Raw genomic sequence first — 26,276 nt, 5'->3', positions numbered from 1 at the left:
CGGGTACGGGCCACGGCGTGGCCGCTCGGGAAGGGATCGGAGCCGACGCGGCCGATCCGACACCCGAGCCCGAGGATTTTCCCGCGCGCTCAGCGCCGGCCGGGCAGTGGACGCGCCGGCGAAGCGCCGCCGTGCAGCGCCGCCCGGTCGGCGGCGGAGGTGCCGGAGTGCCAGCCCTCGGCGTCCCGGACGGTCAGCCGCGCCCGGGTGACCCCGGGGAAGAGGGTGTCCATCCGTTCACGGACCGCGTCGGAGCGGGCGGCGAGCACGGGCAGCAGCCGCTCCGGGCCGGCGGACTCGGCCGCCTGCCGGTCCGCCTCGTCGGTGGCGGCCCGCAGCCGCTCCCCGATCCGCAGCGCGAACGCGTTGAGGAACGACTCGTCGTACGCCCTGGTCCGCCGGCTGCTGGTCCGCTTCCGCTCGGTGCGGCCGCGCAGCATCGCGGCGGTGGCCTGCACCAGCAGCGACGTGTAGAGCAGCTCGACCGCCTCCAGGTCGCCGGCGAAGCCGAGCACGGTGGCGAAGCCGAGGTCGTCGTTCCAGACCGACTCGCACCGGTTGGCCGCCGCCACCTCCTGCACCAGCAGCGCCTTCGCCCCCGCGTAGGGGGCCTCGGTGCCGAGCCGGACCCCGCCGGGCAGGTCCGGCCGTTCGGCGGTGGCCTCGACCAGCGCCCGGTCCAGGCTGTGCCGGGCCATCAGCTCCTGGGCCTTGCCGGTCAGCGCCTCGGCCTCCGCCGGGAAGGTGGTCGACTCCGCCTTGGCCAGCAGTGCCCGAACCCGGTCGAGCATCCGGGAGCCGGCCGGCGCGGGGCCGCCGCGCCGGGGCGTGGCCTGCGCCCCGCCGCCGGGTGGCGGACGCAGCACGGCGATCGGTGGCAGGCCGTCCAGCAGGGCCAGCAACTCGACCGCCACCCGCAGCGCGGCGATCCGGTCCTCGCCGTCCCGGCCCGCCCGCCGGCTCAGCCAGCCGGCGTCGTCGTCCCACCAGACCCGGGCGTCGAGGCTGTCGAGCTGGTCGTCCCACCATTGCGGGACCGCCCCGGCCTGCGCGCGCCGCTGGGCGGCGAGCGCGTCCACCAGCATCCGGCCCGGCTGCGCGCCGAGGCGGCGGTTGACGATCCGGGTCACGTCCACCGGCTGCCAGCCGCGCGGCCAGAGTCGGGCGAGGGCGCCGGCCAGGCGGTCGAGCAGGGCGGCGTCCACCACCGCCGTGCCGTCCGTGGCGCCGGTGCCGACGACGAGCCGGTCCAGCTTCCGCTCCGCGTCGCGTACGTCGGTGCCGCGCACCGCCGCGACCGCGTCGGCGATGAGGGCGTCGGCGTCCGGCACGGGGGGTCCTTCCTCGAAGATGACGCCCCGGTGGTGTCCGGATCGTCGGGAGTGTCGCCCGGCAACGGTACCCGGGTGCGGATCGGCGGTCGCGGCACTCAACCGTGCGGCCGTCGTCCGCGTACTCCTGTCCGAACACGGATCGACGGGACGGAGGCCGATGTTGGGAAGCCTGACGGTGAGCGGGGTGGCCGAGGGCGGCCGGCACCGCGGGCGTCGCGGAGCGGCGCGCCGGGCCGGCGCGTTGACGGTGACGCTGGTGCTGGCCGTCGGCGTGGCCGGTGGCGGCCTCTGGGCGGCCCGACCCGGCGGCGTCGACCTCGCCGACCTGGTCGGTGACGTGCGTCGCGGGCCCGGCGCGGCCCGCCCGGCGGTGGCCGCCGCCCCGGTCCCCGCGAACGCGGCTCCCGCGACGTCGGCCCGGCCTCGGGTGTCCCCGGCGCCTCCGGCCCTGCGGTACCCCGAGCGGGGCACGGGCACCTGGCGCACCGCCACCGCCCGGGGCGCGGTCGCCGGACGCGGCGGTGAGCTGCTGCGGTACCAGGTGGCGGTGGAGGGCGGCATCGACGAGGTGGACGAGGAGCGCTTCGGCCGGGAGGTGGCGGTGGTGCTCGCCGACCCCCGGGGCTGGACCGGCGACGGCCGGTGGCGGCTGCAACGCGTCGGCCCGGACACCCCGGCGGACTTCACCGTGCTGCTGACCACCCCGGTCACCCGGGGACAGCTCTGCGGCGACGTCGGCGACCGCTACACCTCCTGCCGCAACGGCGACCGGGTGGTGGTCAACGTGGCCCGCTGGGCGCGGGGGGTACCCGGCTTCCGGGGTGATCTGGTGACCTACCGCGCGTACGTGCTCAACCACGAGGTGGGGCACCGGCTGGGCCAGGGCCACGAACTCTGCCCCGCACCCGGCGGTCCGGCGCCGGTGATGCAGCAGCAGACGCTCGGCCTGCACGGCTGCACCCCGAACGCCTGGCCCCGCGTCGACGGCGCCCCGCTCAGTGGCCCACCCGGCGAGTACGACGACCCGGTCCCCGCCGAGGACTGACCCTCAGTCCGGCGCGCCGTGCCAGCGCACCAGCAGCACGGTGGCGTCGTCGCGGAGCTGGTCGTCCTGGTAGGCCAGGATCGCGTGCACCAGGCGCCGGGCGGTCTCCGGCAGCGGCAGCTCGTCGGCGATCGCCCGTACGGCGTGGTCGACCAGCCGGTCGACGCCGAACGGGATGCCGTCGGCGGAGCGCGCCTCGGTGATGCCGTCGGTGTGGAAGAGCACGTCGTCACCGGGCTCCAGGGACTCCTCGACGACCAGCGGCGGCCGGTGCTCACCGAGGGTGACCGGGAGCGCGGTCGGCGTCGGCAGCACCGTCGCGACCCGGCCCCGGCGCAGCACCAGCCCGCTCGGATGCCCGGCGGAGATCACCCGCAGCCGGCCGGTGCGCTGGTCGAGTTCGGCCAGCACCCCGGTGATCAGGCCCCGCCGGTCGTGGTCGCGGACGGCGGTGTCGATGTGGTGGTAGGTGGCGATCAGGTCGAAGCCGGCCCGGCGGGCGTTGCGGTACGCGGCCAGCGCGAGGCTGGCCAGCATCACCGCCCGCATCCCACCGTCCGACCCGTGCCCCACCGCGTCGAAGAGCGCGAGGTGGGCGGTGTCGCCGTTGACCGCGTAGTCGAAGGCGTCGCCGCCGACGTCGTAGCTGGGCTCCAGGATGCCGCTGATGGTCATCGCGCCGGTGGAGAAGGTCAGCGGCGGCAGTTGGGCGCGGAGCATCTCGGCGGCCAGCCGCATCGGGGCCCGGCGGCGCACCCGCTCGACGGAGTCGCTGTAGCTGGCCCGGGTGACCACCAGCTCGGCCAGGAGTGAGCAGGCGGCCACGAAGCCGGGCACCCGGTCGGCGGATACGGGCCCGGAGGAGACCACCTCGACCACGCCGAGTCGTTCCAGCCCGTCCAGCAGCGGCACCCAGAGCCGGGTCCCGCCCTCGGCGGCGTACGGACGCATCAGCCCGTACGCCCGGCCGGCCAGGGTGCCCTCGATGGTCAACGACTCGCGCCCGGGTGAGTCGTCGTCGCGCATCGGCAGCAGCTCACGCTGTTCGTGGTCGACCAGGTAGAGGATCATGTCGGTCGCGCCCAGCTCGCCGGCCATCCGCCGGGCCAGGCGGGGGAGGTCCTCGGGGCGGGCGTGGTGGGCCTCGTGCAGCGCCCCGTGCAGCGCCTGCCACTCGCTCATCCGTACCTCCGTCACCGCCGGGCGAACGACGCCCAGATGTTCTTGGTGGTCGCGGTGGCGTACCAGCCCACGTCGAGGGAGACCGCCATGGCGATCTGCAACCCCCGGCCGCCGGCACCCATCGGCCGCATGTCGGCCAACTCCGGGACGCTGTCCAGGTTATGGTCGGCGACGTCGAGGATGAGCGATTCGTCGGCGGCGAGCAGCCGGACGATGGTCGGCGGCCGGCCGTGCTTCAGCGCGTTCGTCGCCAGCTCGGTGGCGACCAGGATCATCAGCTCGGGGACCTCGTCCAGCCGTCCGCCGTCGCTGAGCTGTTCGCCGGTCAACTCCTGGTGCAGGGAGGCGCGCAGGCCACGTAGGTCGGTCGCCTCGGCCAGGGTCCATCGCCGCAGCTCCACGGCCTGCGGCGGGGGTGACGAGGTACGCAGCTGTCCCATGATCCTGACGTACCCTCGGTGGCGGCTTCTTAAGCGGAGCCCCCCATCGCCCCGCGCCTCGTGCGGATTCTCCACCTCGACCCGGCACCCGTCCGCACGGTCCGCCGCGCCGGGCACGGACGGACGTCCGGACCGATGATCGTGGCCGTTCCGGGGTCTGCGCCGAAACCGGCGGTCGCGTAAAGTCCGCATCCGGTACGGGCCATGTCGGTGACGGCAGCGCCCGGTGTTCGCCGCCCCGGGCGGTGGGCACCCGGCGCCGGCTCGCGAGTCCACCCCCCGCAGGAAGAGCCGATGCCTACCAGCACCGAAGCACCCCGGATCAGCGTCGTGGTCCCGGCCTACAACTCCGGCCCGCACATCGAGAAGCTGGTCTCCTCGCTACTGGGTCAGTCGATGCCGGCCGACGAGTTCGAGGTGGTCTTCGTCGATGACGGCTCCACCGACTCCACCGGCCCCCGGCTGGACGAGCTGGCGGCCGCCCACCCGCACATCCGGGTGCTGCACACCCCCAACTCCGGTTGGCCGTCCCGGCCCCGCAACCTCGGCGTCCAGCACGCCCGCGGGGAGTACGTCTTCTTCGCCGACGACGACGACTGGTTCGGCGAGGAGGCCCTGGAGCGGCTCTACGCCTGCGCGGCCGAGCACGACGCGGACGTGGTGGTCGGCCGGATGGCCGGGCACGGCCGGTCCGTGCCCCGGGAGCTGTTCCGCCGGAACCGGTTCGACGCGACGCTGGCCAACTCGCCGCTGATCGACAGCCTCACCTCGCACAAGCTGTTCCGGCGTTCCTTCCTCAACGAGCACGAGCTGCGGTTCCCCGAGGGCAAGCGCCGCCTGGAGGACCACGTGCTGGTGGTCCGGGCGTACTTCCTGTCCCGGCGCACCTGTGTGCTGGCGGACTACGTCTGCTACCACCACCAGCGCCGTACCGACGCCGGCAACGTGACCGCCGAGCGTCTCGACCCGGCCGGCTACTTCGTCAACCTGCGCGAGGCGCTGGACATCGTCGACGCGCACACCGGCCCCGGCGAGCTGCGGGATCGGCTGCACCGGCGGTGGCTGCGCAACGAGATCGTCGCCCGGCTGCGGGGTAAGCGGCTGCTCAAGGCGCCCCCGGAGTGGGTCGAGCTGGTCGCCGGGGAGGCGCAGCGGGTGATCCGGGAGCGCTTCGCGCCGGGCGTCGCCGCCGGCCTGCCGCCGGTGCAGCGGGTCGTGACCTGGCTCACCGAGCAGGGCCGGACGGCCGACCTGAGGCAGCTGGCCGGATGGGAGGCGGCCGTGCACGCCACGGCCACCGCCGACCGGGTACACCGGGACTCGGCGACCGTGACCGTCACCTTCTCCGGCGGACTGCGGTCGGGCGAGCACCCGGTCACCTTCGCCGCCGACGGCGACCGGCGTCTGCTGTCACTGCCGGTGGCGGACGTTCCCGCCGAGCTGCGCGACTCGACGGAGCGGCTCACCCAGTCCAAGCTGGACCTGATCGCCCGCCGGCGGGAGACCGGCGAGGAGTTCTTCGTGCCCGTGGAGGGCACCGTCGAACTGGTGCCCGTCGAGGGTGGGCAACTGCGGGCCGTGCTGCGGGGCACCGCCCGGCTCGACTTCGGTGCCCTCAACCGGGGCCGGACCAAGGGGACGTGGGACCTGAAGGCCCGGATCACCAGCTGCGGCTGGACCGAGGACGCCGGGATGTCGCTGGCCTTCCGGTGCGCCGTCGACGGCGCTCGTCCGGTGAGGCTGCCGCACCCGAAGAGCCTGCGCTCCCGGCTCCGCCGGGCGGTGGCCCGCCGCCTCCCGGAGTCGGTCCGCCGCAAGCTGCGCCGCTGACCCGGCGGCGGCGCGCGGCAGCACGCCGGGCGCCGCCACCGCGGGTACGCAGTCGTTGTCGCCGGCCGGTCGGTCGTGGTCACCGTGCCAGCCGGCCCGCCGGGAGCAGCCCGACCAGGGGGAGAAAGGGCGGGAAGTCCGGTACGCCCGCCGGCCTCGCCGCGCCGACCGGTGGCCGGACATCGTGATGGTCGTCACGTAAGGTGATCGCAAACCGCCGATGGCCTCCGATCTGGCTGCTGGGCACTGTCGGCGAGTGCGCACGGTGCTATACGGTCGCGAGGTGATGGTCGAAGAGCACTGGTGGAACGGGGACGCGTCGGTACGCGGTCGCCGTGACGTGTACATCCGCACCGATGGGCGGCGTTGGGAAGTGCAGGCCCAGATCGGTGGCGCGTGTGGCCGCTCGAAGGTGCAGGAATGCCCCAGTCGTAGCTCGGCGAGCATCCTCGCCGGAGCGTGGCGCGGAGGCGACCCGTCCTGGCGCGAGCTGTCCCGCTGACCGCGGCCGCGCCCCGGGTGTCTCCGACCCTCGGGGCGCGGCCCCACCACCACCCCCGGACGGCCTGCCCACCGACCCGGTAGCGCGCACCCCATCCGCCCCGACGCCCGTCGTCGTCCCCGGCAGGAAGTCACCTCACCCGCCCCGGCGCCCCTCGCTGTCCGCGCGCCACGCCGCGACCAGCGGCTCGTACAGGTCGTGCGTCGGTTCGGTGTCCCCGGGTGCGTCGCCGGACCGGCCATCCGCCGGCCGCCATGATCGTGCTCCAACCAGGAAGTAGTGGCCTCGTACCCGCCGGGAAGCCACTACTTCCTGGATCGAGCGTGATCATGGGAGGCGGGCGCGCATTCCGGACGTGGGGCGGGACTGCACACGGCGCGGAGCGCGTTCCGAGCGGCGGTGCCCGACACCTCGGGCGGCACGCCCGCGGAGAGCGGCCCGCACCGGCGGCCTGGTGCCCGGTTCGCCCCGCCCCCGGTGCCCGGTCCGTCCCGCCCCCGGTGCCCGGTCCGTCCCGCCCCCAGCGCTGGTCGGGATGCGCGGGCACCTCGCCGCGGGACCGCCCGTGGCCCCCGGAAACCGCCGATCGGTGCCCACCGCCGACATCTCGCCGGTGAGCTGCGGATAGTTGCCTATTCGCAATGGTCGCGGAATCACCGGAACTCGGTAACCTGCCAGCGTGACCGACGAATCCGCGACATCGGAGCCGGACCGCCCGGTGCCGGCGCCGGTGTCTCCGCGCGTCGTCACCGCCGCCGTGCCGCTGATGTCGCAGGAGTTCACCGCCACCACGGTCACCGACCTCCGGCACGCCCTGCGGACGCAGGTGGCGATGGCCGGACTGACCGGGGACCTCGCCTACGACTTCGTCCTGGCCGTGCACGAGCTGGTCACCAACGCCGTGCGGCACGGTGGCGGTCGCGGCCAGGTCGACCTGCGCCGCCACGACGACGTACTCATCTGCGAGATCACCGACCGGGGCGCGGCCGTCGGTGAGCTGCCGGTCCGACTTCCGGCGGTCGACACCGCCGGGGGCCGCGGCCTCTGGCTGGCGCAGCAGCTGACCGACGGACTCATCCTGACCCGGCACCTCGAAGGGGTGTCCGCCACCGTCACGGTCTGCGTGCGGCCGGCCGACGACCCGGCGGTCCGGCCGACCGCCGTTGGCGGGCACGGCGCCGCCGACGACGATCAGGAGCACCGGTGACGCGGGGGCGGTGAGGGGCCGCCGAGCCCGTCGCCCAGGGTTTCCGGCGTCGTCGGGTTTCGTGAGGTGTCTCCCGGCTCCGCTCCGCGGAACCGGCACGTCGGCGCGGCACACCTGTCTACGCTCGGAAGCGGGGCGGTGGTTGTCGTCGGCCCAGGCGGCCGACGGGCCTCACCACCGCGATGGGGGGGACGAATCATGGCCAACGCCTCTTCGGTGAAGAGCGCTCCGACCGTGGTCCTGGTGCACGGGGCCTTCGCCGACAGTTCCGGCTGGAACGGGGTGGTCGAGCGCCTGCACGCGGCCGGCATCACGGCCCAGGCGGTGCCGAACCCGCTGCGTGGCCTCACCGAGGACGCCGCGTACGTCGCCAGTGCCTTCCAGCAGATCGAGGGCCCGGTGCTGGCCGTCGGTCACTCGTACGGCGGGGCGGTGATCACCAACGCCGCGACCCGTGCCGACAACGTCGTCGGCCTCGTCTACGTCGCCGCCTTCGCTCCGGACGAGGGCGAGACGCTGATGGGCATCGAGAGCGACTCCAAGGACAGCGTCCTCACCACGGCCCTGCTCCAGCGGCAGTACCCGACCGCGGAGGGCACCGAGACGGAGTTCCTGATCGACCCGGCGAAGTTCCACGACGCCTTCGCCGCCGACGTCTCGAAGAAGGACGCGGCGATCATGGCCGCCACCCAACGTCCGGTCTCCTCGCTGGCCTTCGCCACGCCCACCACGAACCCGGCCTGGAAGAAGCTTCCCTCCTGGGCCGCCGTCAGCAACGCCGACAAGGCCGCCGGAAGCGACGTCCTGCGGACCATGGCCCAACGCGCCGGCGCGACCACGACCGAGATCGACGGTTCCCACGTCGTCATGGTCTCCCAGCCACAGGCCGTCACCGACGTGATCATGCAGGCGATCGACGCGGTGTCGCGGTAGGCCGGCCGGTCCCACCCGCCGCCGTCAGGTGCTGATCGCGCCGCGTGAGTCACCCGCCGTACCCGGAAGGATGGGACCCCCATGGACGTCTCGGAGAGCACTGCCCTGGTCACCGGCGCCAACCGTGGTTTCGGCCGCGCCGTCGCCGGAGAGCTGCTCTCCCGTGGCGCCACCGTCTGGGCCGCGGCCCGGGAGACCGCGCAGATCGACCTGCCGGGCGTGCGCCCGCTGCGGCTGGACATCACCGACCCGGGGTCCGTGGCCGCCGCTGCCGAGATCGCCGGCGACGTGACCGTGCTGGTGAACAACGCGGGCTCGTTGACCGGCGCGGATCTGCTCACCGGTGACATGGACCAGATCCGGCTGGACATGGAGACGCACTACTTCGGCACCCTCGCCGTCACCCGGGCCTTCGCCCCGGTGATCGAGTCCAACGGTGGGGGAGCGGTCCTCAACGTGATGTCGGTGCTCTCCTGGTTCGCCCTGCCCACCGGCGGCGCCTACGCCGGTGCCAAGGCCGCCGAATGGGGTCTGACGAACGCGTTGCGGGTCAAGCTCGCACCGGCCGGCATCCGCGTGGCCGGACTGCACGTCGGCTTCATGGACACCGACATGGCCCGGGAGGTCGCCGCCGAGAAGCTCGCTCCCGCCGAGGTGGCCCGCTACGCGGTCGACCAACTCGCCGCCGGCGCCTACGAGATCCTCGCCGACGATGTCAGCCGGGACGTGCAGCGCAAGCTCTCCGGCGGCGTGGCCGCCCTCTACCCGCAGCTTCCGTAGCCGTGGCTTCCTGTTCCCCGCCCGAGGCCGGGTCGTGTCCCGCGACGCCGCCGACGACACACGCTCGACGGCCCCGTCCTCGATCGACATCGCCCCGCGCTGAGCCGGGGATGATGCACCGGACCGGACGCGGCGGCTCCATCTGCCGAAGGGGCGGATGGAGCCGCTGGTCCCGCGTCAGATCTGCTGGGTGCCGCCGTCGACGAAGAGCTCGCCGCCGGTGATGAAGCTGCTCTGGTCGGAGGCGAGGAAGAGCGCGGCGTTGGCGATCTCCTCGGGGGTGCCCATGCGCTTCATGGGTACGCCGGAGGCGATGGCCTGAATCAGGCTGGTGGCCTCCTCGGGGCTCGCTGCCAGACCCGTGATGCCCGGAGTCTCGGTGGGGCCGGGGACCAGCGTGTTGACCCGGATCTTGCGGTCGACCAGCTCGGCGGCCCAGGTGCGGGCGAACGAGCGGATGGCGGCCTTGGAGGCGGCGTAGACGCTGAAGGCGGGCGTGCCGTTGACAGCGGCGGTGGAGCCGGTCAGCACGACCGACGCGCCACTGTTGAGCAGCGGCAGCGCCTTCTGCACCGTGAACAGGGTGCCGCGGACGTTGTTGTCGAACGTGGTGGTGTAGTGCTCGACGGTGATCGAGCCCAGCGGGAGGAACTCCCCACCGCCGGCGTTGGCGAACAGGACGTCCAGCCCCTTGCCGTGGGCCTGGATGGTCTCCATCACCCGGTCGAGATCGTCGAGGTTGCCCACGTCGCTGGCGATGCCGGTGGCGTTGGCGCCGATGCTGGCCACGGCCTCGTCGAGCGGACCCTGGCGGCGTCCGGTGACGAAGACGTACGCGCCTTCCGCGGCGAAGCGGCGGGCGGCGGCGAGGCCGATGCCGGTGGTGCCGCCGGTGACGAGGGCGGTCTTGCCGTCAAGCTGTCCCATGGGTGGGCTGCTCCTTCTTGAGATGATCCATTGGTTCGTCCCGGTTCGCCCTTCGGGCGATCGGGTGGTCAGTTGGCCGGTGCGGTGCGGCGGAGCCCCGGCAGGAGACCGGCGAGTTCGCGCCACTGCGGCAGCGGGAGCCCCGAACGGGCCGCGCTCTCCGGCCGGAGGACGTGCAGCGCGACATGGTCGGCCCCGGCGTCGAGGTGCTCCCGCACCCGCTGGCCGACGGTGTCCAGGTCGCCCCAGGCGACCAGGGCGTCGATCAGCCGGTCGCTCCCGCCGGGCACCAGGTCCTCCTCCGTGAAGCCGAGCCGGGCCAGGTTGGCCCGATAGGCCGGGAAGTTGATGAACATGCCGATGCCCGCGCGGGCGGCTGCGCGCGCCCGGTCCGCGTCCCGGTCGAGGACCACGGCCAGGTGCGGGGCGATCATGGGCGGTGGCCCCACACGTTCCCGGTGGATGGCGGTGTACTCGGGTGTGACCAGGAAGGGGTGCCATCCGGCGGTCCGGGACACGGCGAGGTCGGCCATCTTCGGCCCGAGCGCGCCGAGGAAACGGCGCTCGGGCCGGACGGGCGCGGGCGCGCCGTCCAGGGCGTCGAGGTAGCGGGCCATCGACTCGATCGGGCGGCCGTAGTCCTGCCCGACCTGCGCGGCGGAGTGGGCGTTGCTCACCCCGAAGCCGAGCAGCGTGCGGGTGCCATGGACGGCGTCGAGCGAGGCCAGCCGATCGCCGAGCGCGAACGGGTCCTGTCCCCAGATCCCCAGCACGCCCAGCGCGACGGTGGCGTGTGGTGCCGCCGTCAGCAGGTGGTCCAGGTCGTCGACGGCGCCGTTGCCGTCCAGACCCGGGGTCCAGAGCGTCCGAAAGCCGAGTTCGTCCAGTTCGGCGGCCGCCTCCCGCACCTGGGGACGGGCGGCGCCACGCAGCTCCATGCTCCACACGCCGGCGGCCGGCAGTGAGGTACGCAGATCTTCCATCGTTTCCCCCCGTGAATTACGTACCGCTCGGTACACAGCGAACGTAGCAACCGCGGGGGCCCCGCGGCAATTCCATACCGATCGGTTGTGCAGCACCTCACTTTTTGTACCAGTCGGTACGCGAGCGTGGTACGGCCCGCGGGAGGGAAGGCCGGATTCGTGCCACCTCGCCGCTGGTGCACCCCGGCCGGCGATTACTCGGGCTGCTGCCGGGTAACCCGCCGTCCCGCCCTCGTCCGGGCGGGACGGAGGGGGGACAGACGGATGACTTTGAGTAGGGAACCAGGATCTCCGCCGTCCACGTCAGGCGGTGGTACTGCCCAGCACGCCCGTGAAGAGGCCGGACGAGTGGGCCAGGAGGCGGCGCACGCCGGTGGCCGGATCGCCCACGAGGGTGTGGAGCAGGGCCGGCACGTCGCGTCGGAGGCCCGGCAGCAGGCGTACAACCTGGTCGGGAAGACCTCCGCTCAGGCCCGGTCGCAGGCCCAGCAGCAGCAGAAACGGGCCGCCGACAGCCTGCGGGCGTTGGGCACCGAGCTGCGGTCGATGGCCGAGGGGGACGGTCAGCGCGGTCCGGGTGCGCTGGTCGTCCGCCGCGGCGCTGACGCCGTCGACCAGGCCGCCAGCTGGCTCGATGCCCGCCAGCCCGGCGACCTGGTCCGCGAGGCGCGTGAGTACGCGAGTCGGCACCCCGCCGCGTTCCTCGCGGGCGCGACGATCGCCGGTCTGCTCGCCGGCCGGCTCACGCGCGCCCTCACCGGCGGCCAGGGCGGCGGAACCGAACAGCAGTCCCGGGAGGCGCCGCCGAGCCAGGAGGACGTGGCGGGCGTCAGACCGCTGCACGCACCGCCGTCTCCGGCCGGCGGCGCACCGGTCCGCCACGGCCCGAGCGGCACCGAGGTGGGCCCGTGAGTACGTCATTCCCCAGCGGCGCCGGCGGCCCCGACAGGAGTCAGGCCTCGGTCGGCGAGCTGCTCGCCGATGCCAGTCGGAACTTCTCCCTGCTGATGCGGCAGGAGGTCGACCTGGCCAAGGCCGAGCTGCGGGAGGAGGCGCGCACCGTCGGCACCACGGCGGGCATGTTCGCCGCCGCGGCGATCGCGGCCCTGCTGACCCTGCTGTTCGTGTCGCACGCGCTGTGGTGGGGTCTGTCCAACGTGATGGACCAGGGCTGGGCGGCGCTGATCGTGGCCGTGCTGTGGGCCGTGATCGGGGGCGTACTCGCCTCGCGGGCCCGCACGCAGCTCCGCACCATACGCACGCTGGCGCGCACCAAGGAGACGGCGCGAGAAGTACCGGATGCGGTCAGGGGCCGCTGAGACGGGGGGAGAGCCATCATGTCGAACGACCCGGACAGGATCCGGCAGAACATCGAGACGACCAGAGCCGAGCTGAGCAGCGACGTCGACGCCCTGGCCCACCGAGCCAGTCCCCGCCGGATCGCCTCGGCTCAGGCGACGCGTGCTCGCGGCCGGCTCAGCCGGGCCGTCGACAGCGTCATGGGAACCGCGAGGCACACCAGGGCAGGTGCGACCCGGCGAGGCTCGGCGGCCGGTCACCGCGTCTCCGACGTGGCCCACCACGGTGCTGAGGCAGCATCGGGCGCGGCCCACCAGGCATCAGGCACCGCGTCCGCCGTGGGGCAACGGGCCCACGAGTTCACCGACGCGACGCGTGAGCGTGCCCACGAGCTCACCGACGCGACGCGTGAGCGTGCCCACGAGCTCACCGACGCGACGCGTGAGCGTGCCCACGCACTCACCGACGCGACGCGTGAGCGTGCCCAGGGCAACCCGCTCGCCGCGGGCCTCATCGCCTTCGGCGTCGGTCTGCTCGCCGCGTCCCTCGTCCCGCCCAGCAGGAACGAACACGACCTCGCCGGGCGGGCGAAACAGAAGGTCATGGAACACTCGGGCCAGGTCAAGCAAGGGGCCGGCTCGATGATGCACGAGGTTCAGGAGAACCTCCGGGAACCCGCCCAGCAGGCGTCGGAAGCCGTTCGGTCCACCGCCGCGCAGGGCGTGGCCGCGGTCCGCGACACCGGTCGGGACCAGGCCACGCACGTACGGGACGACGCCCGGGACGCACCCCGGAGGATGTAGCAACGCCATCTGGGCCGCCCACGCCGGTGGCAGCTGCCTGGGGAGCGCCGCCTCCACGGGCAGCTGTTGCCGTTGCCCTCGTACCACCGCAGTGGCACCTGCGAATTCGCCCACCCGAGGAACCGCCGCCGCCGACACTGGAGGAATGAGAGCGCGACGGGTCCCCAAGAAGCGGTGGTTGCTCCTCCTGGCTCGCCGTGGCCCTTGGCCGCTGGCGGCTGCGCTGGCCATCGCCGGGGCCGCCGGGGCCGTCGCGGTAAGGCGACGCCGAGCCGCCACCGCCGGCGCCCCCGAGGCGGGCGGTCGGGGCTCCGAGTCCGACGGCACCCGCCCCTCCCCGCCGGACCACATCCCGATCCCCGACAACCTCCCGTAGGCGGGTCGGGAAGACGCTGGGCCGAAAGCACCGGCGGCAAGGGCAACCCGCGGGTTGCCCGGAACCGCCGCTCGCGCCTCCCCCGAGCGGCTAGCGTCCGGAAGAGTGAGAGCTTCCGGTCCAGCCGTCGCGGTGATCGCCGCGCTCATGGCGTCGCCGATGGTCCCCACCACCACCGTCGGCACTCCCGTCGTGCCACCCGCATCCTGCCGTCCGGCGCCGCAGGTTCCGGCACCACCCGACCCCGCGCCACCGGCGACGGCGCTCGCCGCCTGCGCCGGGCCCGCGTCCGTCAGGCCGCTCGCCGCGGCGTCCGGCCAGCCGCACGCCCCGGACGACTTCGTCGTGCTCTCCGACGTCGATTCCCGCATCCTGACCGACATCCGGTACGCCACCGCCCACAACTTCGTCGGCCGGCCGATCGCCGGCTACGCCGAACCGCTCTGCCTGCTCACCCGGGCGGCGGCCGACGCGCTGCGCCGGGTGCAGACCGCCGCGCTCGCCCAGGGCCGCACCCTCAAGGTGTACGACTGCTACCGCCCGCAGCGGGCCGTCGACGACTTCGTCCGCTGGGCGAAGCAGCCCGGCGAGGAGCAGACGAAGGCGGAGTTCTACCCGCGGGTGAAGAAGTCCGCGCTGTTCGACGAGGGCTACGTCGGCGCCCCGACCGCGCACAGCAGCGGCAGCACCGTCGACCTGACGCTGGTGGCCGTGCCGCCGGCCGCCCAGCCCGCGTACACCCCGGGGCAGCCCCTCGTCGCCTGTACCGAGCCGGCGGGGCGACGGTTCGCGGACAACAGCATCGACATGGGCACCGGGTTCGACTGCTTCGACCCGTCCTCCGCCACCGACAGTCCCCGCGTCGGTGACGCCGCGCGGTCGAACCGGGCGCTGCTGCGACGGCTCATGAGCGAGGCCGGTTTCACGAACTATCCCACCGAGTGGTGGCACTACCGGCTCTCCGCCGAGCCCTACCCGAAGAGGTACTTCGACTTCCCGGTGGCCCGTTCCTCGATCTGACCGGGAGGTCACGGGGCGTCGTCGGCGACGAGAAGTTCGCAGGGCGAGGGGTGTGGCCCGCGTGTGAGGGGAACCCCATGGCCCGGCCTCCCGACGACCGGCTCAGGACCTGGCGAGGGAGGCGTCCCGGAGTTGGGTCCTGCGGCGCCCGCCGACGCTCGGGAACGTCGATCGGCAGGTGGGCGGATCAACCGCAGCGGATTCCCTGATGTCGCATGACGTGTCCGCTCCTGCGGAAAGTCCGAAAGGGTGCTACATGTCGGCACGTAGATTTCGCTCCTCGCTCATGACGCTGGTGTTGCTGCTCGGGGTGACGGCCGTGGTCGGGCCGGTCGGGGAGAATGCCGCCGCCCAGCCCGACACCTGCGCGAATCCGACGAGCGGCCGGGAGTCGGACGCGGTTGGCGCGAAATTCATGGTGGCGACGGCTCACCCGCTCGCGACCGAGGCCGGATGCAGGATTCTCGCTCGGGGCGGCCGCGCGGCGGATGCCGCGGTGGCCGTGCAGGCCGTGCTCGCCGTGGTGGAGCCACATGCGTCCGGGCTCGCCGGTGGCACGCTCATCAACCACTGGGACGCCGACGACGAGAAGGTCAGGTTCTTCGACGGCATGGCCCGAGCGCCGAAGGTCGTGACCGAGAACCTTCGGACGCCCACCCCGCAGGAGCGGGCGGCGCTGCGCATGGACCGCTTCCCGATGGCCGCCTCGGCCACCGGAAGGTCGGTCGGCGTTCCGGGCACGGTGCGGGTGCTCGCCGATGTGCACGAGCTGTACGGCACCCTGCCGTGGGACGAACTCTTCGACGACGCCATCCGGCTGGCCTCGGACGGCTTCCCGATGTCTCCCAACCTGCACGACGGTTTCGAGGAGCGCTTCAACGGGCGCAAGCGCTGCAACTACCCCGACCTGCGTCCCCGCTACTGCAACGGCGACGAGCCGAAGGCGGCGGGGACGACGCTGCACAACCCCGAGATCGCCGAGGTGCTGCGGGAGATCCGCAGTGGTGGTGCGAGGGCCTTCTACGATCCGAACGGCCGGATCGCCCCGGCCATCGCTCAACATGCCGCCAAGGGCCCGATCAAGATGAAGGGCAACACGGCCGGTCCGGTGGTGATTCCCAGTCTCATGACGGCTGAGGATTTCGCCGACTACACCACGGTCGAGCGCACCGAGATCTGCCGGGACGCGTTCGGCGCGTCGGTCTGCACGTCGCCGCCACCGGCGTTCGGAGGAATCGCGGTCCTCCAGATGCTGGGTGTGCTCGAACGGGGCGAGGTGGGGAAGACCACGCCGGGTTCGCCGGATCGCGTCCACCTCTCGGTCGAGGCGAGCCGGCTGGCGAACATCGACCGACGCGCCTACGTGGGTGACCCGGACTACAACGGCGTGCCCGTGGAGGGCATGCTCGAGCAGAGCTATCTCGACCAGCGCTTCTCGCTCTTCTCGAAGGACCGGGCGATCCACCCGGTGGAGCCCGGGGATCCTGCGGGAGTCACCCCATCCCCGCCGCAGGTCGGCGATGAGCCGCCCACGGTGGACGTCGGTGACCCCACGAGCAGTGTGAGCATCGTCGACGCCGACGGCAACGCGCTCGCCATGACGACCACCATCAACAGCCACTTCGGGTCCCACCTGGAGGCCCGCGGGATGATGCTCAACAACGCGATGAACAATTTCACGGACACCGAGTCGGTCTCGCCCGGCAAGCCGGTGAACGTCATGGAGTCGCGCAAGCGGCCGACGGCCTCGATGGCGCCGACGATCGTGCTGGACGCTGAGGGCGAGAAGCTGCGGATGGTGGTGGGCGCCGCGGGCGGCTCCCACATCCCTGACTACGTGGCCCAGGCGCTGGTGGGGATGCTCGTCGACGGCATGACACCGGCCCGGGCTCTGGACGAGGGTCATTTCAGCGGACAGAACCTGACTCGCAGGTGCGAGGGGCAGCGGGACGCGCCGTCCGAGGTCGAGGCGAACCGGCAGGTCGCCCTTCGCCTGGTCACTCTCATGCAGCGGGATCACCCGTGTCCCCGAGCCGTGGCGCTGGACAGCGGTTCCACCGCCATCGAGCGGAGAGGCGACCAGCTCCTCGGCGCGGCCGACAAGCGCAGGGACGGTGTCGCGGCCGGCCGTTGAGCCCGACTCCACCCCTCTTCTCGGCACGCGGGAAGCCGCCCGTGGAATGCCGCACGCTCAGGTTCATCTCCGCCGGGTGACGTCGCCTCACCCTGCCGAGACCGATGATCGGAAATGACCGTGCGGCTTCCGATGTACGCGGAAGGAAAGGGTCGCCATGAAGGCAAATGGCAGAGGGGACAACCCTGCGCCTGGCCGGCGAATTCATGAACGGTTCAGTGGACGCGCTCCGGTCGTGACAAGGCGGGCGAACGCGCTCTCCGAGGAGCAACTGGTCACCTGGCGCCAACGGGCGCTCGACCAGCAGCTGCCGGCCGCGGGGTTCCCCGCCGGCTCCGGCAAGCCGTCGCTGGTGTACCTCTGGGCGACGATGGTCCTGGCGGCGGCCATCGTGCTCGGTTTCGCCCTGAACCACCAGACCGGCGTTCCTCCGGCGGTGGTCGATTCGCAGCGGGACAACGTGGCGAAGGTCGCCGCCAGCACGCGCCTGACCATCCAGTACTCCATCGAGGACCTGGATCGCCGGGTGGCAACCCGGAATCCGGCCACGCCCGACCCCGAACTCCTCAAACAGGTGATGGGTGACGGCGCGATCTGGAACGGCGCGTCGGTGGTGGAGAACGCCACCCGTCGTCCGCTGGCGACGGCCGGCGCCGCGGTGCCGTTCGAACTCCTCCCGCCGGCGCTGCCCGGCGGCAGCACCTTCCCGATCACCACCGCGGACGGCCCCGCCCTGGTCCGCACCGTCACGCTGGACGGCGCGCGGACCCTGCTGGCGATCCAGCCGCTGAGCGTGGACGAGATGCGGCTCAACCCCACCGCTCGGCACGGCGTCTTCGCGCTCACCCCGGACGGCAAGAGCACCCTGATGCAGGGGGTGAGCGCCGTCGACGACACCCACCTGCCGGTCGTCTTCCGCGACCTGGCCACGTCCGACTCCACCGAGGGTCACGCCATCAGGGTGACCGAATGGGCGGACCGGCAACTGGTGGTCTCCTCCGCTCCCGTCGGAGAGACGGGCGTGACGCTGGCCACCCTGATCGTCGCGGACGAGACCGGCGGTACCTCCACGTTCCAGGGCTTCCTGCTGGGCCTGTCCCTGCTGGCACTGGCGGTGCCGAGTTTCCTGCTGATGCGGCTGGCGCTGGTCGGTCCCGTGCGGTCGCTGCTCCGGCAGGCCAAGGCCAACGCGTGTGGGACGGTGCCGGCCAGGCGGCCGTGGTTGGGCGTCGCGGAGGCGCACCGCATCGCCCGTGCGCTGGCCCCCGCCGCCGGTGACCCTTCGGCGGCGACCGGTGCGCGCCGCAGGTGGCGGTGGCGGTGGCGGCCGACGGCGACCCAGGGCCTCGCGGTGGCCACCGTGGTGGCGCTGCTCTGGCCGGCCGCAGCCGTGGCGGCCACGCTCCGCGCGCCCGAGGCGCCGCTTCCCCAGCAACTCGTACGCGACGAGGAGAGCCGGGCCGAAGCGGCGAGCACGCTGCTGGGCAAGGCGCTGAACAACGGCCTGCAGACGGTGATCCGGATCTCCCAGGCGGCCGAGGCCGGCGACCCGGCCCAGATGTCACCGATGCTCGACCAGGAGTTGGCGGACAAGCAACGGTTCCGCAGCCTCTACCTGATGGACCCGAACGGGTCGGCGGTGAGCTCCGCCGGGCGTGAGCCGCTCCGGAACGAGCCGGTGAAGGGTGAGGTCGGCATCGAGCTGGACGACCGGACGGACCGCCTGCCGGTGGTCTACGCCTTCCGGGTCAGCCCCGACGGCGTCGCGACCGTCGGCGAGTTCAACATCGACTACCTGCTGGAGATGCTGCGCGCGGTCGACGGCCAGGTACGGGTCGTCGACGAGGACCTGCGTACGGTCTTCGACTCGGAGGGGTTCCGCGCCTTCCAGGAGCTGGAGGGCAGCGCGCGGGGCGCCGCGGCCGCGGCGCTCAAGGGTGGCACCGTCGGGCAGGCGGAGACGCCCGACGGGAAGCCGGCGCTGATCGCCGCGGCGGGCCTGACCAAGCCGAGCACGGTCACCTCCCTGAAGTGGTCGCTCGTGGTGGAGCAGGACCTGGCCGGGCTGCGGTTGCCGCAGAGCGACGGGCGGCGGTGGACGCTGCTGGTCGCCGGCGCGGCGACCGGTGTCGTGCTGCTCACCCAGGTCTGGCAGTACTTCGTCTTCGCGCGCCCGTTGCGACGGCTGGCCGACGAGGCCGACCGGATCAGCAGCGGAGCGCTCGACGTGCCCATCCCGCCGCAGCGACACGACGACATCGGCGCGCTGGCGGTGTGCCTGGAGGTCTGCCGTCAGGTCCGGCACACCGGCTCCTCGCGGTTGGGCGGCGCGACCCGGCTACGCGGCACGGAGGACGACCCGACAGTCGTGCTCCCGCAGGTCCCCGCACGGGGTGCCGCCGACCATCCCGTCGATCCGGACGGAAGGAGCTGACATGGCGTACCTCTACATCGTCTTCGTGCTCTGCTGCCTGGCACTGCTGGTGGCCGGGATCGTCGAGCAGCGCAACCACTACCGCAATCTGGACAAGATTCCGGACCGGGTGCTGGTCAACGGGATCCGGGGCAAGAGCTCGATCACCCGGCTCTGCGCCGGTGCGCTGCGCGGCGGCGGCCGTACGGTGGTCGCCAAGACCACCGGGACCGCCGCGCGGTTCATCTTCCCGGACGCCAGCGAGGAGCCGGTGCACCGCAAGTTCGGCATCGCGAACGTGGTGGAGCAGATCGGGATCGTGCGGCGGGCCGCCGTGTACCACCCGGACGCTCTGGTCATCGAGTGCATGGCGGTGATGCCGCCGCTGCAGGAGACCAATCAGAGCAAGCTGATCCGTTCCAACATCGGCGTGCTGTGCAACGTCCGCGAGGACCACCTGACCGAGATGGGCCCCACCCTGGACGACGTCGCTCGGTCCCTGAGCAGGTCCATGCCGGTGGGAGGGGTCTGCATCACCGCCGAGCGGGACCGGCTGGCCATCCTCCAGGAGGAGGCCGACCGACGGGACTGCCGGCTGATCGCGGTGGATCCCGAGTCGGTCACCGACCGGGAGATGGACGGCTTCGGCTGGATCACGTTCAAGGAGAACGTCGCCATCGCGCTGGCCGTCGCCGAGCAACTGGGCGTCGACCGCCAGAGCGCGCTGCGGGGCATGCAGGAGGCGCCGCCCGACCCGGGTGTGCTCTCCGTGGCCCGGGTCATGCACGGCGAGAAGCGCATCCGGTTCGCCAACATCTTCGCCGCCAACGACCCGGAGTCCACCTTCATGAACATCCGACAACTGGAGGATCAGCAGCTCATCACCCGCCCGCTGACGATGGTCATCAACTGCCGGCCGGACCGGGTCGAGCGCAACGGCCAGATGGGCGAGATGAGCGCGCAGGTGCAACCGGAGCAGATCGTCCTGATCGGTGAGCTGACCAAGAGCGCCCGGACGACCGTGCCGGCCGAACTTCAGGACCGGGTCGTCGACCTCGGCGGCAAGCTCACCCCGGATCGCCTGCTGGAAGAGGTGACGGCGGCGACGCCGGACGACTCCTCGATCATCGCCGTGGGCAACATCCACGGCCAGGGTGAGGTGTTGGTCCACGAACTGGCGGCGCTGCCGGGCTGGAGCTGCGAGGACGGTTCCAGGTCCGCCTCGATGCTGCAAACGCCGACCGGAGAAAGGATCCAACGATGAACTTCGGCGGAGAACTGAGTGCACAGCTCGCCACCGCGAGCCTCGGTATCGGGCTGGTGTTCGCCCTGTTGTGCTACCTGACCACCAACCTGTCGCCCGGCGGCATGATCACGCCCGGCTGGATCGCGCTGACGCTGATCGAGGACCAGCTCCAAGCCGTGATCATCTTCGGGATGACGATTCTGACCTATCTCCTCACCCGCGTGATGCAACGGGTGGTGATCCTTTACGGGAAGCGCCTGTTCGCGGCGATCGTGCTGCTCAGCGTGCTGCTCCAACTGACGCTCTTCGTCCTCGTCCAGCGGGACCTGCCGCTGCTGTTCGCGCACCAGACGTTGGGCTTCGTCATTCCAGGACTCATCGCCTACCAGCTCGTACGTCAGCCGCCGAAGGCCACCATCCTGGCGACCGTCGTGGTCACCGGAATCACCTTCGGTCTCGCCTACAGCGGCGTCGTCGCCGGCTTCGTGCCGGTGACCTGACCGACGGCCGGGATCAAGTGGTGAGAGGAGGAACCGGCATGAACTTTCGTGCCTACTTCCGCAGATCAACCGTCCTGCTGACGATCATCGGATTCGCGCTGCTGCTGGTGGCGAGCACGATCACCTACGTCGTGGCCCGCCCGACGCCGAAGGACCAGCCGGAGCTGACCCTGGGCGTGACGACGGCGGCGGGCCAGCCGGCCCGCGGCCCGTCGGGATACAGCTACCAACGGTCGACCTCGCCCGATCGCACGGAGATCATCGACTCGTCGGGGCAGCCGGTCGCGACCATGACCGACGGCGCTCGGACCGCGCACATCCACGGTCCTCCCCGCACCTTCGAGGAGCCGCACTACACCGCGGCGAAGGTCGAGACGACGTACTGGGTGCGGTTGGCGCCGCAGGCGTGGCGCGCCGGCGCCGAGCACGAGCAGTGGTTCATCGACTGGCTCGCCGCGGCCCGCAACGACCGCTCACCCGACGTGCTGGCGATCGCCATGGAATACATCTACGAATCTCCTCCGAAGAAGGACAACCGGGGACAGCAGTACTCGGGTGACGCCTCCTTCGGGCCGCCGGATCCGCTCGACCCCGACGGTCGCTCGGAACGCTCCGATTTCTACGACTACCTGGGCATCCCGTGGATGTTCCCGGAGGGCAAGAGCGTGCAGCCCGAGCCGGCTCGCATCCTGGCCCTGGACTGCTCCGGCTACCTGCGGATGGTCTACGGCCACCGGCTGGGCTTTCCGCTGCGGGGTACCAACACCCCGGGTGAGGGTCTGCCGCGCCGGGCGTACGCCATGGCCGAGTTCGGCCCCGGCGCCCAGCTGATGCCCAACTCCGGTCAGAAGGCGCGCGGACTGGACCGGCTGCTCCCCGGCGACCTGCTGTTCTTCAACGCGGGGCCGGTGGTCGACGGTCACATCGAGCACTCCGGCATCTACCTGGGCCTCGACGACAGTGGCCACCACCGGTTCGTCTCCAGCCGGTCGCAGGCGGACGGCCCCACGATGGGTGACCTCGCCGGTGAGTCCATCCTCGACGGCGCCGGCTACTGGGCCGAGCGGTGGCGCACCGCCCGGCGGGTCTGACCCGCATCGGAGAGGTGAGGACCTCCTGGGCAGGTGCCGAGCCACCTGGCCCGAGCGAGGTCCTCGTTGCGTCGTCGCGCCGCCCAGCGCGGACGGGGACAGGAAGGTCCGTGTCCGGCCGCCGTACGCGCGAAGGCCGCTGGCCGGGACCCTCTCGGGGGCACCCGGCCAGCGGCCTCGCCGCGCCGGCGCCAGCTGGAGCAACGCGCTGCGAGCCTCTCGGTCGTCGTTTACCCCTCCCCTACCCGGGCACCCGCGGGGGGACTCCACCGGTCCTGCTGCACCCGATCCGCTTCCGCGACCTGCGCAGTACTGTGAGTAATTTTCATATAGCGTGGATGTGCGGGTCGCCGACCGCCGCCGCGCGGTGGCGACGCCATCGTTCGATCGGGTCCCAGGTGTTCGTGGGCGGGCCGTCCGTGCCGTCCGACCGGCTCCACGCACCCCCTGAGGGAGGGATCGTGCAGGATCAGTTCGACGTACCAGGTGGTACCCGCTGGCGGCGCTTCGCCGCGATGCTGATTCCCGCCACGGCCCTCGCCGGCCTGATGGTCCTGGGGATGGCCAACGGCGCGGTCGCGGCCTCGTTCGCGGTCTCCGGCCAGACCTTCAAGGTCTCCGCCTCCGAACTGCGCGGTCAGGGCTTCGTCCAGTACGGCGGCGTCGCCGAGGAGATCGACGGCACCCAGCACCCGGTGGCGGTGACGGGCATCCGCGAAGCCGAGCTCTTCGACCTCTGCCAGTCGGCGAAGGTCCCCGGTGCTCCCGTGGTGCTCACCATCACCGCCGGTGGGGGCGGCCGGCCCGCCACCGCGAGAGATCTCTTGATCGACGTGGAGTCGCTCGAGGGCGATGTGGTGTTCCGGAACATCAACATCGGGCAGGACGCCTCGACGCTCGAGGGCGGTCCGCCGGGCGCGAGGGGTGAGCCGAAGGGCTTCGGCCAGCAGGCCGAGGCCGTCACCATCACGAACCTCCGCCAGGTGGCCCGCTCCACCCAGGCGGGGCGGTTCAGCCTGACCGGCCTGAGGCTGAAGGTGAATGTCGGTGCGGCCGCCAAGGAGTGCTTCTGACCTGGTCGGCGGCGCCCTGACGGCCCGTCTCCGGTGATCTACCTGCCCGGGACCCCTACCCCGCAGGAGGCGTACGTGGCAACTGTCGCACCGCGGCGGGCGCAGGCGGTCCGGTTTCGCGACGGCTGGAGCGGTTTCCGCCGCTGGCGGCGCACCCGGCCGTTCTGGGGCGGCCTGCTGACCGCGACCGCCGGCCTGGAGATCTTCGGTACCACCCAGATGTCGCTCCAGGGGCTGACCTTCCAGCTCGGGCCGACGGGCTTCCTCTCCTGGTTGATCCCCACCATCCTGGTGACCTGCGGGCTGCTGATGTGGTTCAAGCCGCAGCAGCGGATCTTCTACGCCGTGGTCGCCGCCGTGACCGCCCTCTTCTCCCTCGTCGGGGTGAACCTCGGCGGCTTCTTCTTCGGCGTGCTGCTCGGCACGGTCGGCGGTGCTCTCGGCTTCGCCTGGGTGCCGGGCGCTCCCTCGACCGGCGGGTCGGTGGGCGAGGCGCACGACGAGGAGACGACGCCGGACAGGCCCACCGAGCCGGAGTCGGCCGCCGATGACCCGCAGACGCACGAGCCGGCCGACGACGCGACGGTGCGGGGCGAGCAGGAGGCCGGGGAGATTGACCTGGGATCCCCCGACCCGGGCCGGCAGGCGCCGATCGCCAAGACTCCGCCCTCGTCGACGAGCTGATGTCGCGCGGGGACGCCAGCAGGCCGGACCGGGCGGCCCCGCCGGCGTTCCCCGCGTACCGGGATCCACCCGCCGGTCCCGGCCCACGGAAGCCGCGGTTCGTCGCCGTGCTCCTCGGGCTGCTCGGTCTCTCCGCCGCCGCGGTGCTGGCCGCCCCGGCCTCGGCGCGGGCCTGCGTACCGGCCCCCGCGCCGCCCGAGCCGGCACCCGTCACGACCGTGACGCCCCCACCGACGCCTCCCGCGACCGGTTGCGCCACCCCGAGGCGCACGCCGCCTCCCACCGGCAGCAGACCGGGGACGCTGCCGCTGCTCGCCGTCGAACCGGGTCAGCCGCTGGTGGCGGCGGCCCGGTCGACGCTGACCGGGTCGAAGGTGACCATGACGGGTCTACGCCTGGAGGGCATCGTCGACCTGCCCACCACCGGGGGCACCGTGAAGGTGCTGAAGTTCCGCATGGCGGAGGCCGTGGCCGACGATCCCCTGCTCCGCGCGCCGGGGTCGGTTCGCTACTCGGCCGGCCGGTTGACGCTGCGGGGCGAGGTCACCCTGTACGCCACCCAGTTCGTCGGCCGGCTGCTCGGCATCGAGATCAGGCTGACGCCGGACCGCCCGCTGCCCGAGGTCATGCCGACCGCGTCGGCCGACCCGGTCACCTTCACCGACGTCGCTGTCGAACTCGCCTTCCTGACCGGCGACCTGGTGACCGCTCGGCCGCAGCTGAGGCTGACCCTCGGTTGACGCGAGGATGCCGGCTGGTCGACGTCCCGGCCGCCGGGTGGTCCGTTCGGGCATCCGTGCCGGGGTGCGCGCCCGGGGGCCGTTCAGCCGGCGACGGTCTGGTCGGTCAGGTGCTTCAGCACGGCCCGGACGTCACCGTCCGTACGGGCCATGATCCGGCGCTGTCGGGTCGCTCCGGTGCCCTCGCGGCGTACCCGATCGATCTCCCGCAGGGTCAGGTCGAGGTCACCGTGCCGGGTCAGCGCGGGCGTGACGGTGACGAGCAGTTCGTCGACGAGATCCCAGGCGGGCCGGGCGCCTCCGCCGCGAAGGTCGATGAGGTCGCCGTCGACACCGTCGTGGGCGGCCCGCCAGTGCGCCGCGGCGACCAGGCAGTCCCGGATCCGGGGTACGGGCGCCCCGGCGTGGACGTGGTCGACCATGGTGGCGACCAGTGCCCGGACCAGCCCGGCGACCAGCACGGTGTCGTCCACGGTGGGGCAGACGTCGCCGACCCGGACCTCGACGGTGGGGTACGTTGCGGATGGGCGGGCGTACCAGTAGACCATCGCGCCGTCGAGCATGATCCCGGCGGCGATCAACTCCGCGACGGTGGCGTCGTAGTCGGCGGCCGACTCGAAATGCGGGGTGGGCCCGATGCTGGGCCACCGTTCCAGCTGCATCGAGCGCCAGCTCGCGTGCCCGGTGTCGCGGCCGTCGTGCAGGGGCGAGTTCGCGGTCAGCGCCTGCACCACCGGCAGCCACGGGCGCAGGTGGTTGCAGACCTGCACGGCCAGCTCCCGGTCCGGCACGCCGACGTGCACGTGGCAGCCACACACCGCCGGGTCGTGCGCCACCGGCCCGAACCGGCGGGACATGGCGTGGTACCGCTGCTCGTCCGGCACCGTGCGGTGCGCCTCGCACACCGGTGTGGCCCCCACCGCCACCAGCCGCGCCCCGGCGGCCTCCGCCGCCCCGGCGGCGGCGCGGCGCAGGGCGACCAGGTGCGTACGCAGCTGCGCCAGATCGGTGCAGACGGGGGTGACCATCTCCACCATGCTGTGCCGGAACTCCTGCCGGCTCTGCTCGCGGGCGGTGCCCGACAGGGCGTCGCGCACCCGGTCGGCGACCGGCAGACTCTCCCCGGTCTCCGGGTCCAGGAGCAGGAACTCCTCCTCGACCCCGAGCGTGAGGGTGGCGGGCGTGGGTCTCGCGGGGGCGGTCACGTCTTGCCGCTTCATGGTCGGATCCGATCGTGCGGGCGGTGGTGGCCGCCGCCGGAGGTGGCCTGACGCCCGGCCTGGGCGGCGTTGCTCAGAGCAGGTCGTGGACGGCCCGCAGGGCGGCTCCCACGGCGTCCGTCGAGTTGGCGACGCGGCGGTGCGGCTCGAACGCCGTGGCTCGGCTGCGCCATCTCTCGACGGTACGAGGCCCGCCGCTCTCGGGGCGCCGTTTCCGCAGACCAAAGGCAGGCAGATCGACCCGGTACGGCAGCGTCAGCAGTCGAAGTAGAGCGAGAACTCGTGCGGGGTCGGGCGTAGCACCATGGGCTCGACCTCGTTGGCCCGCTTCCACTCGACCCAGGTGGAGATCAGGTCGGGGGTGAAGACGCCGCCGTCGAGCAGGTAGTCGTGGTCGGCCTCGAGGAAATCCAACGCCTGTCCGAGGGAGTTCGGGGCCTGCTTGACGTCGCCCCACTCCTCCGGGGGCAGGTCGTAGAGGTCCTTGTCGATCGGCGCCGGGGGTTCGATCTTG

At 72.6% G+C, this 26,276-nt stretch carries 22 protein-coding genes and 3 pseudogenes; 18 read left to right on the top strand and 7 right to left on the bottom strand.

Annotated features, from left to right (window positions below):
* Positions 1-89: 89 nt before the first annotated feature.
* Positions 90-1,331, bottom strand: coding sequence for a DUF2786 domain-containing protein (locus AC5L3Z_RS21660; RefSeq protein WP_494844599.1), 1,242 nt, complete (start codon positions 1,329-1,331; stop codon positions 90-92).
* 160 nt (positions 1,332-1,491) lie between these two features.
* Between AC5L3Z_RS21660 and AC5L3Z_RS21655 the strand changes: the two genes are divergently transcribed.
* Entirely contained in the window at positions 1,492-2,379 is an 888-nt protein-coding gene (locus tag AC5L3Z_RS21655) for a DUF3152 domain-containing protein (protein WP_494844598.1), read from the top strand.
* A gap of 3 nt (positions 2,380-2,382) precedes the next feature.
* On the opposite strand, the gene AC5L3Z_RS21650 is transcribed toward AC5L3Z_RS21655, so the two are convergent.
* Together AC5L3Z_RS21650 and AC5L3Z_RS21645 are read right to left on the bottom strand one after the other, a co-directional pair.
* Positions 2,383-3,561 (bottom strand): PP2C family protein-serine/threonine phosphatase, encoded by a 1,179-nt coding sequence (locus AC5L3Z_RS21650; protein WP_494844596.1) that lies wholly within the window; start codon positions 3,559-3,561, stop codon positions 2,383-2,385.
* Positions 3,562-3,572: 11 nt separating this feature from the next.
* Positions 3,573-4,001, bottom strand: a complete 429-nt coding sequence (locus AC5L3Z_RS21645) for an ATP-binding protein (RefSeq protein WP_494844595.1) — start codon at positions 3,999-4,001, stop codon at positions 3,573-3,575.
* 294 nt (positions 4,002-4,295) lie between these two features.
* On the opposite strand from AC5L3Z_RS21645, the gene AC5L3Z_RS21640 reads away from it, so the two are divergent.
* From AC5L3Z_RS21640 to AC5L3Z_RS21625, 4 genes are all read left to right on the top strand, one after another.
* Complete coding sequence (locus tag AC5L3Z_RS21640; RefSeq protein ID WP_494844594.1) at positions 4,296-5,831, top strand: glycosyltransferase family 2 protein; 1,536 nt, start codon at positions 4,296-4,298, stop codon at positions 5,829-5,831.
* Between the two features lie 1,181 nt (positions 5,832-7,012).
* Entirely contained in the window at positions 7,013-7,540 is a 528-nt protein-coding gene (locus tag AC5L3Z_RS21635) for an ATP-binding protein (RefSeq protein WP_494844593.1), read from the top strand.
* Between the two features lie 198 nt (positions 7,541-7,738).
* Positions 7,739-8,473 (top strand): alpha/beta fold hydrolase, encoded by a 735-nt coding sequence (locus tag AC5L3Z_RS21630; protein WP_494844592.1) that lies wholly within the window; start codon positions 7,739-7,741, stop codon positions 8,471-8,473.
* A gap of 81 nt (positions 8,474-8,554) precedes the next feature.
* The gene (locus tag AC5L3Z_RS21625) at positions 8,555-9,253 is read left to right on the top strand and encodes an SDR family oxidoreductase (protein ID WP_494844590.1); all 699 of its coding nucleotides are present in this window, start codon (positions 8,555-8,557) and stop codon (positions 9,251-9,253) included.
* A 177-nt stretch (positions 9,254-9,430) separates the two neighbouring features.
* Here AC5L3Z_RS21625 and AC5L3Z_RS21620 read toward each other — a convergent pair whose 3' ends face one another.
* Together AC5L3Z_RS21620 and AC5L3Z_RS21615 are read right to left on the bottom strand one after the other, a co-directional pair.
* Positions 9,431-10,180, bottom strand: a complete 750-nt coding sequence (locus AC5L3Z_RS21620) for an SDR family oxidoreductase (RefSeq protein WP_494844589.1) — start codon at positions 10,178-10,180, stop codon at positions 9,431-9,433.
* A 68-nt stretch (positions 10,181-10,248) separates the two neighbouring features.
* On the bottom strand, positions 10,249-11,163 hold the full coding sequence (locus tag AC5L3Z_RS21615; protein WP_494844588.1) for a TIGR03620 family F420-dependent LLM class oxidoreductase: 915 nt from the start codon (positions 11,161-11,163) through the stop codon (positions 10,249-10,251).
* 348 nt (positions 11,164-11,511) lie between these two features.
* Between AC5L3Z_RS21615 and AC5L3Z_RS21610 the strand changes: the two genes are divergently transcribed.
* The 13 genes and pseudogenes from AC5L3Z_RS21610 to AC5L3Z_RS21550 all read left to right on the top strand — a co-directional run bounded on the left by AC5L3Z_RS21610 (position 11,512) and on the right by AC5L3Z_RS21550 (position 24,542).
* The gene (locus AC5L3Z_RS21610) at positions 11,512-12,075 is read left to right on the top strand and encodes a hypothetical protein (RefSeq protein WP_494844586.1); all 564 of its coding nucleotides are present in this window, start codon (positions 11,512-11,514) and stop codon (positions 12,073-12,075) included.
* Positions 12,072-12,482: a phage holin family protein gene (locus tag AC5L3Z_RS21605; RefSeq protein ID WP_494844585.1), complete on the top strand. Its 411-nt coding sequence runs from the start codon at positions 12,072-12,074 to the stop codon at positions 12,480-12,482. The genes AC5L3Z_RS21610 and AC5L3Z_RS21605 overlap by 4 nt, the downstream gene beginning before the upstream one ends.
* Positions 12,483-12,500: 18 nt before the next feature.
* A pseudogene (locus tag AC5L3Z_RS21600) lies at positions 12,501-12,629 on the top strand (DUF3618 domain-containing protein); the annotation flags it as partial.
* 105 nt (positions 12,630-12,734) lie between these two features.
* On the top strand, positions 12,735-13,265 hold the full coding sequence (locus tag AC5L3Z_RS21595) for a DUF3618 domain-containing protein (protein ID WP_494844880.1): 531 nt from the start codon (positions 12,735-12,737) through the stop codon (positions 13,263-13,265).
* Between the two features lie 481 nt (positions 13,266-13,746).
* Positions 13,747-14,661, top strand: a complete 915-nt coding sequence (locus tag AC5L3Z_RS21590) for a M15 family metallopeptidase (protein ID WP_494844583.1) — start codon at positions 13,747-13,749, stop codon at positions 14,659-14,661.
* A 178-nt stretch (positions 14,662-14,839) separates the two neighbouring features.
* The gene (locus tag AC5L3Z_RS21585) at positions 14,840-16,795 is read left to right on the top strand and encodes a gamma-glutamyltransferase family protein (RefSeq protein WP_494844581.1); all 1,956 of its coding nucleotides are present in this window, start codon (positions 14,840-14,842) and stop codon (positions 16,793-16,795) included.
* Between the two features lie 235 nt (positions 16,796-17,030).
* Positions 17,031-19,229 (top strand): HAMP domain-containing protein, encoded by a 2,199-nt coding sequence (locus AC5L3Z_RS21580; RefSeq protein WP_494844580.1) that lies wholly within the window; start codon positions 17,031-17,033, stop codon positions 19,227-19,229.
* 1 nt (position 19,230) lies between these two features.
* Complete coding sequence (pgsB, locus tag AC5L3Z_RS21575) at positions 19,231-20,472, top strand: poly-gamma-glutamate synthase PgsB (protein WP_494844578.1); 1,242 nt, start codon at positions 19,231-19,233, stop codon at positions 20,470-20,472.
* Positions 20,469-20,954, top strand: a complete 486-nt coding sequence (locus tag AC5L3Z_RS21570) for a poly-gamma-glutamate biosynthesis protein PgsC/CapC (RefSeq protein WP_334531438.1) — start codon at positions 20,469-20,471, stop codon at positions 20,952-20,954. Before pgsB ends, AC5L3Z_RS21570 begins: the two co-directional genes overlap by 4 nt.
* 38 nt (positions 20,955-20,992) lie before the next feature.
* Positions 20,993-22,045, top strand: coding sequence for an NlpC/P60 family protein (locus AC5L3Z_RS21565; protein WP_494844576.1), 1,053 nt, complete (start codon positions 20,993-20,995; stop codon positions 22,043-22,045).
* A 461-nt stretch (positions 22,046-22,506) separates the two neighbouring features.
* Positions 22,507-23,118 (top strand): DUF6230 family protein, encoded by a 612-nt coding sequence (locus tag AC5L3Z_RS21560; protein ID WP_494844574.1) that lies wholly within the window; start codon positions 22,507-22,509, stop codon positions 23,116-23,118.
* Between the two features lie 75 nt (positions 23,119-23,193).
* Positions 23,194-23,601: pseudogene (locus AC5L3Z_RS21555) on the top strand (DUF6114 domain-containing protein); the annotation flags it as partial.
* Between the two features lie 200 nt (positions 23,602-23,801).
* Positions 23,802-24,542, top strand: a complete 741-nt coding sequence (locus AC5L3Z_RS21550) for a hypothetical protein (protein WP_494844572.1) — start codon at positions 23,802-23,804, stop codon at positions 24,540-24,542.
* Positions 24,543-24,625: 83 nt separating this feature from the next.
* On the opposite strand, the gene AC5L3Z_RS21545 is transcribed toward AC5L3Z_RS21550, so the two are convergent.
* Both AC5L3Z_RS21545 and AC5L3Z_RS21540 read right to left on the bottom strand, forming a co-directional pair.
* Positions 24,626-25,762 (bottom strand): carboxylate-amine ligase, encoded by a 1,137-nt coding sequence (locus tag AC5L3Z_RS21545; protein WP_494844571.1) that lies wholly within the window; start codon positions 25,760-25,762, stop codon positions 24,626-24,628.
* A 255-nt stretch (positions 25,763-26,017) separates the two neighbouring features.
* A pseudogene (locus AC5L3Z_RS21540) lies at positions 26,018-26,276 on the bottom strand (type I glutamate--ammonia ligase); the annotation flags it as partial.

It is taken from the genome of Micromonospora sp. LZ37, assembly GCF_059359015.1.
This window is presented reverse-complemented; position numbering and strand designations above follow the sequence as displayed.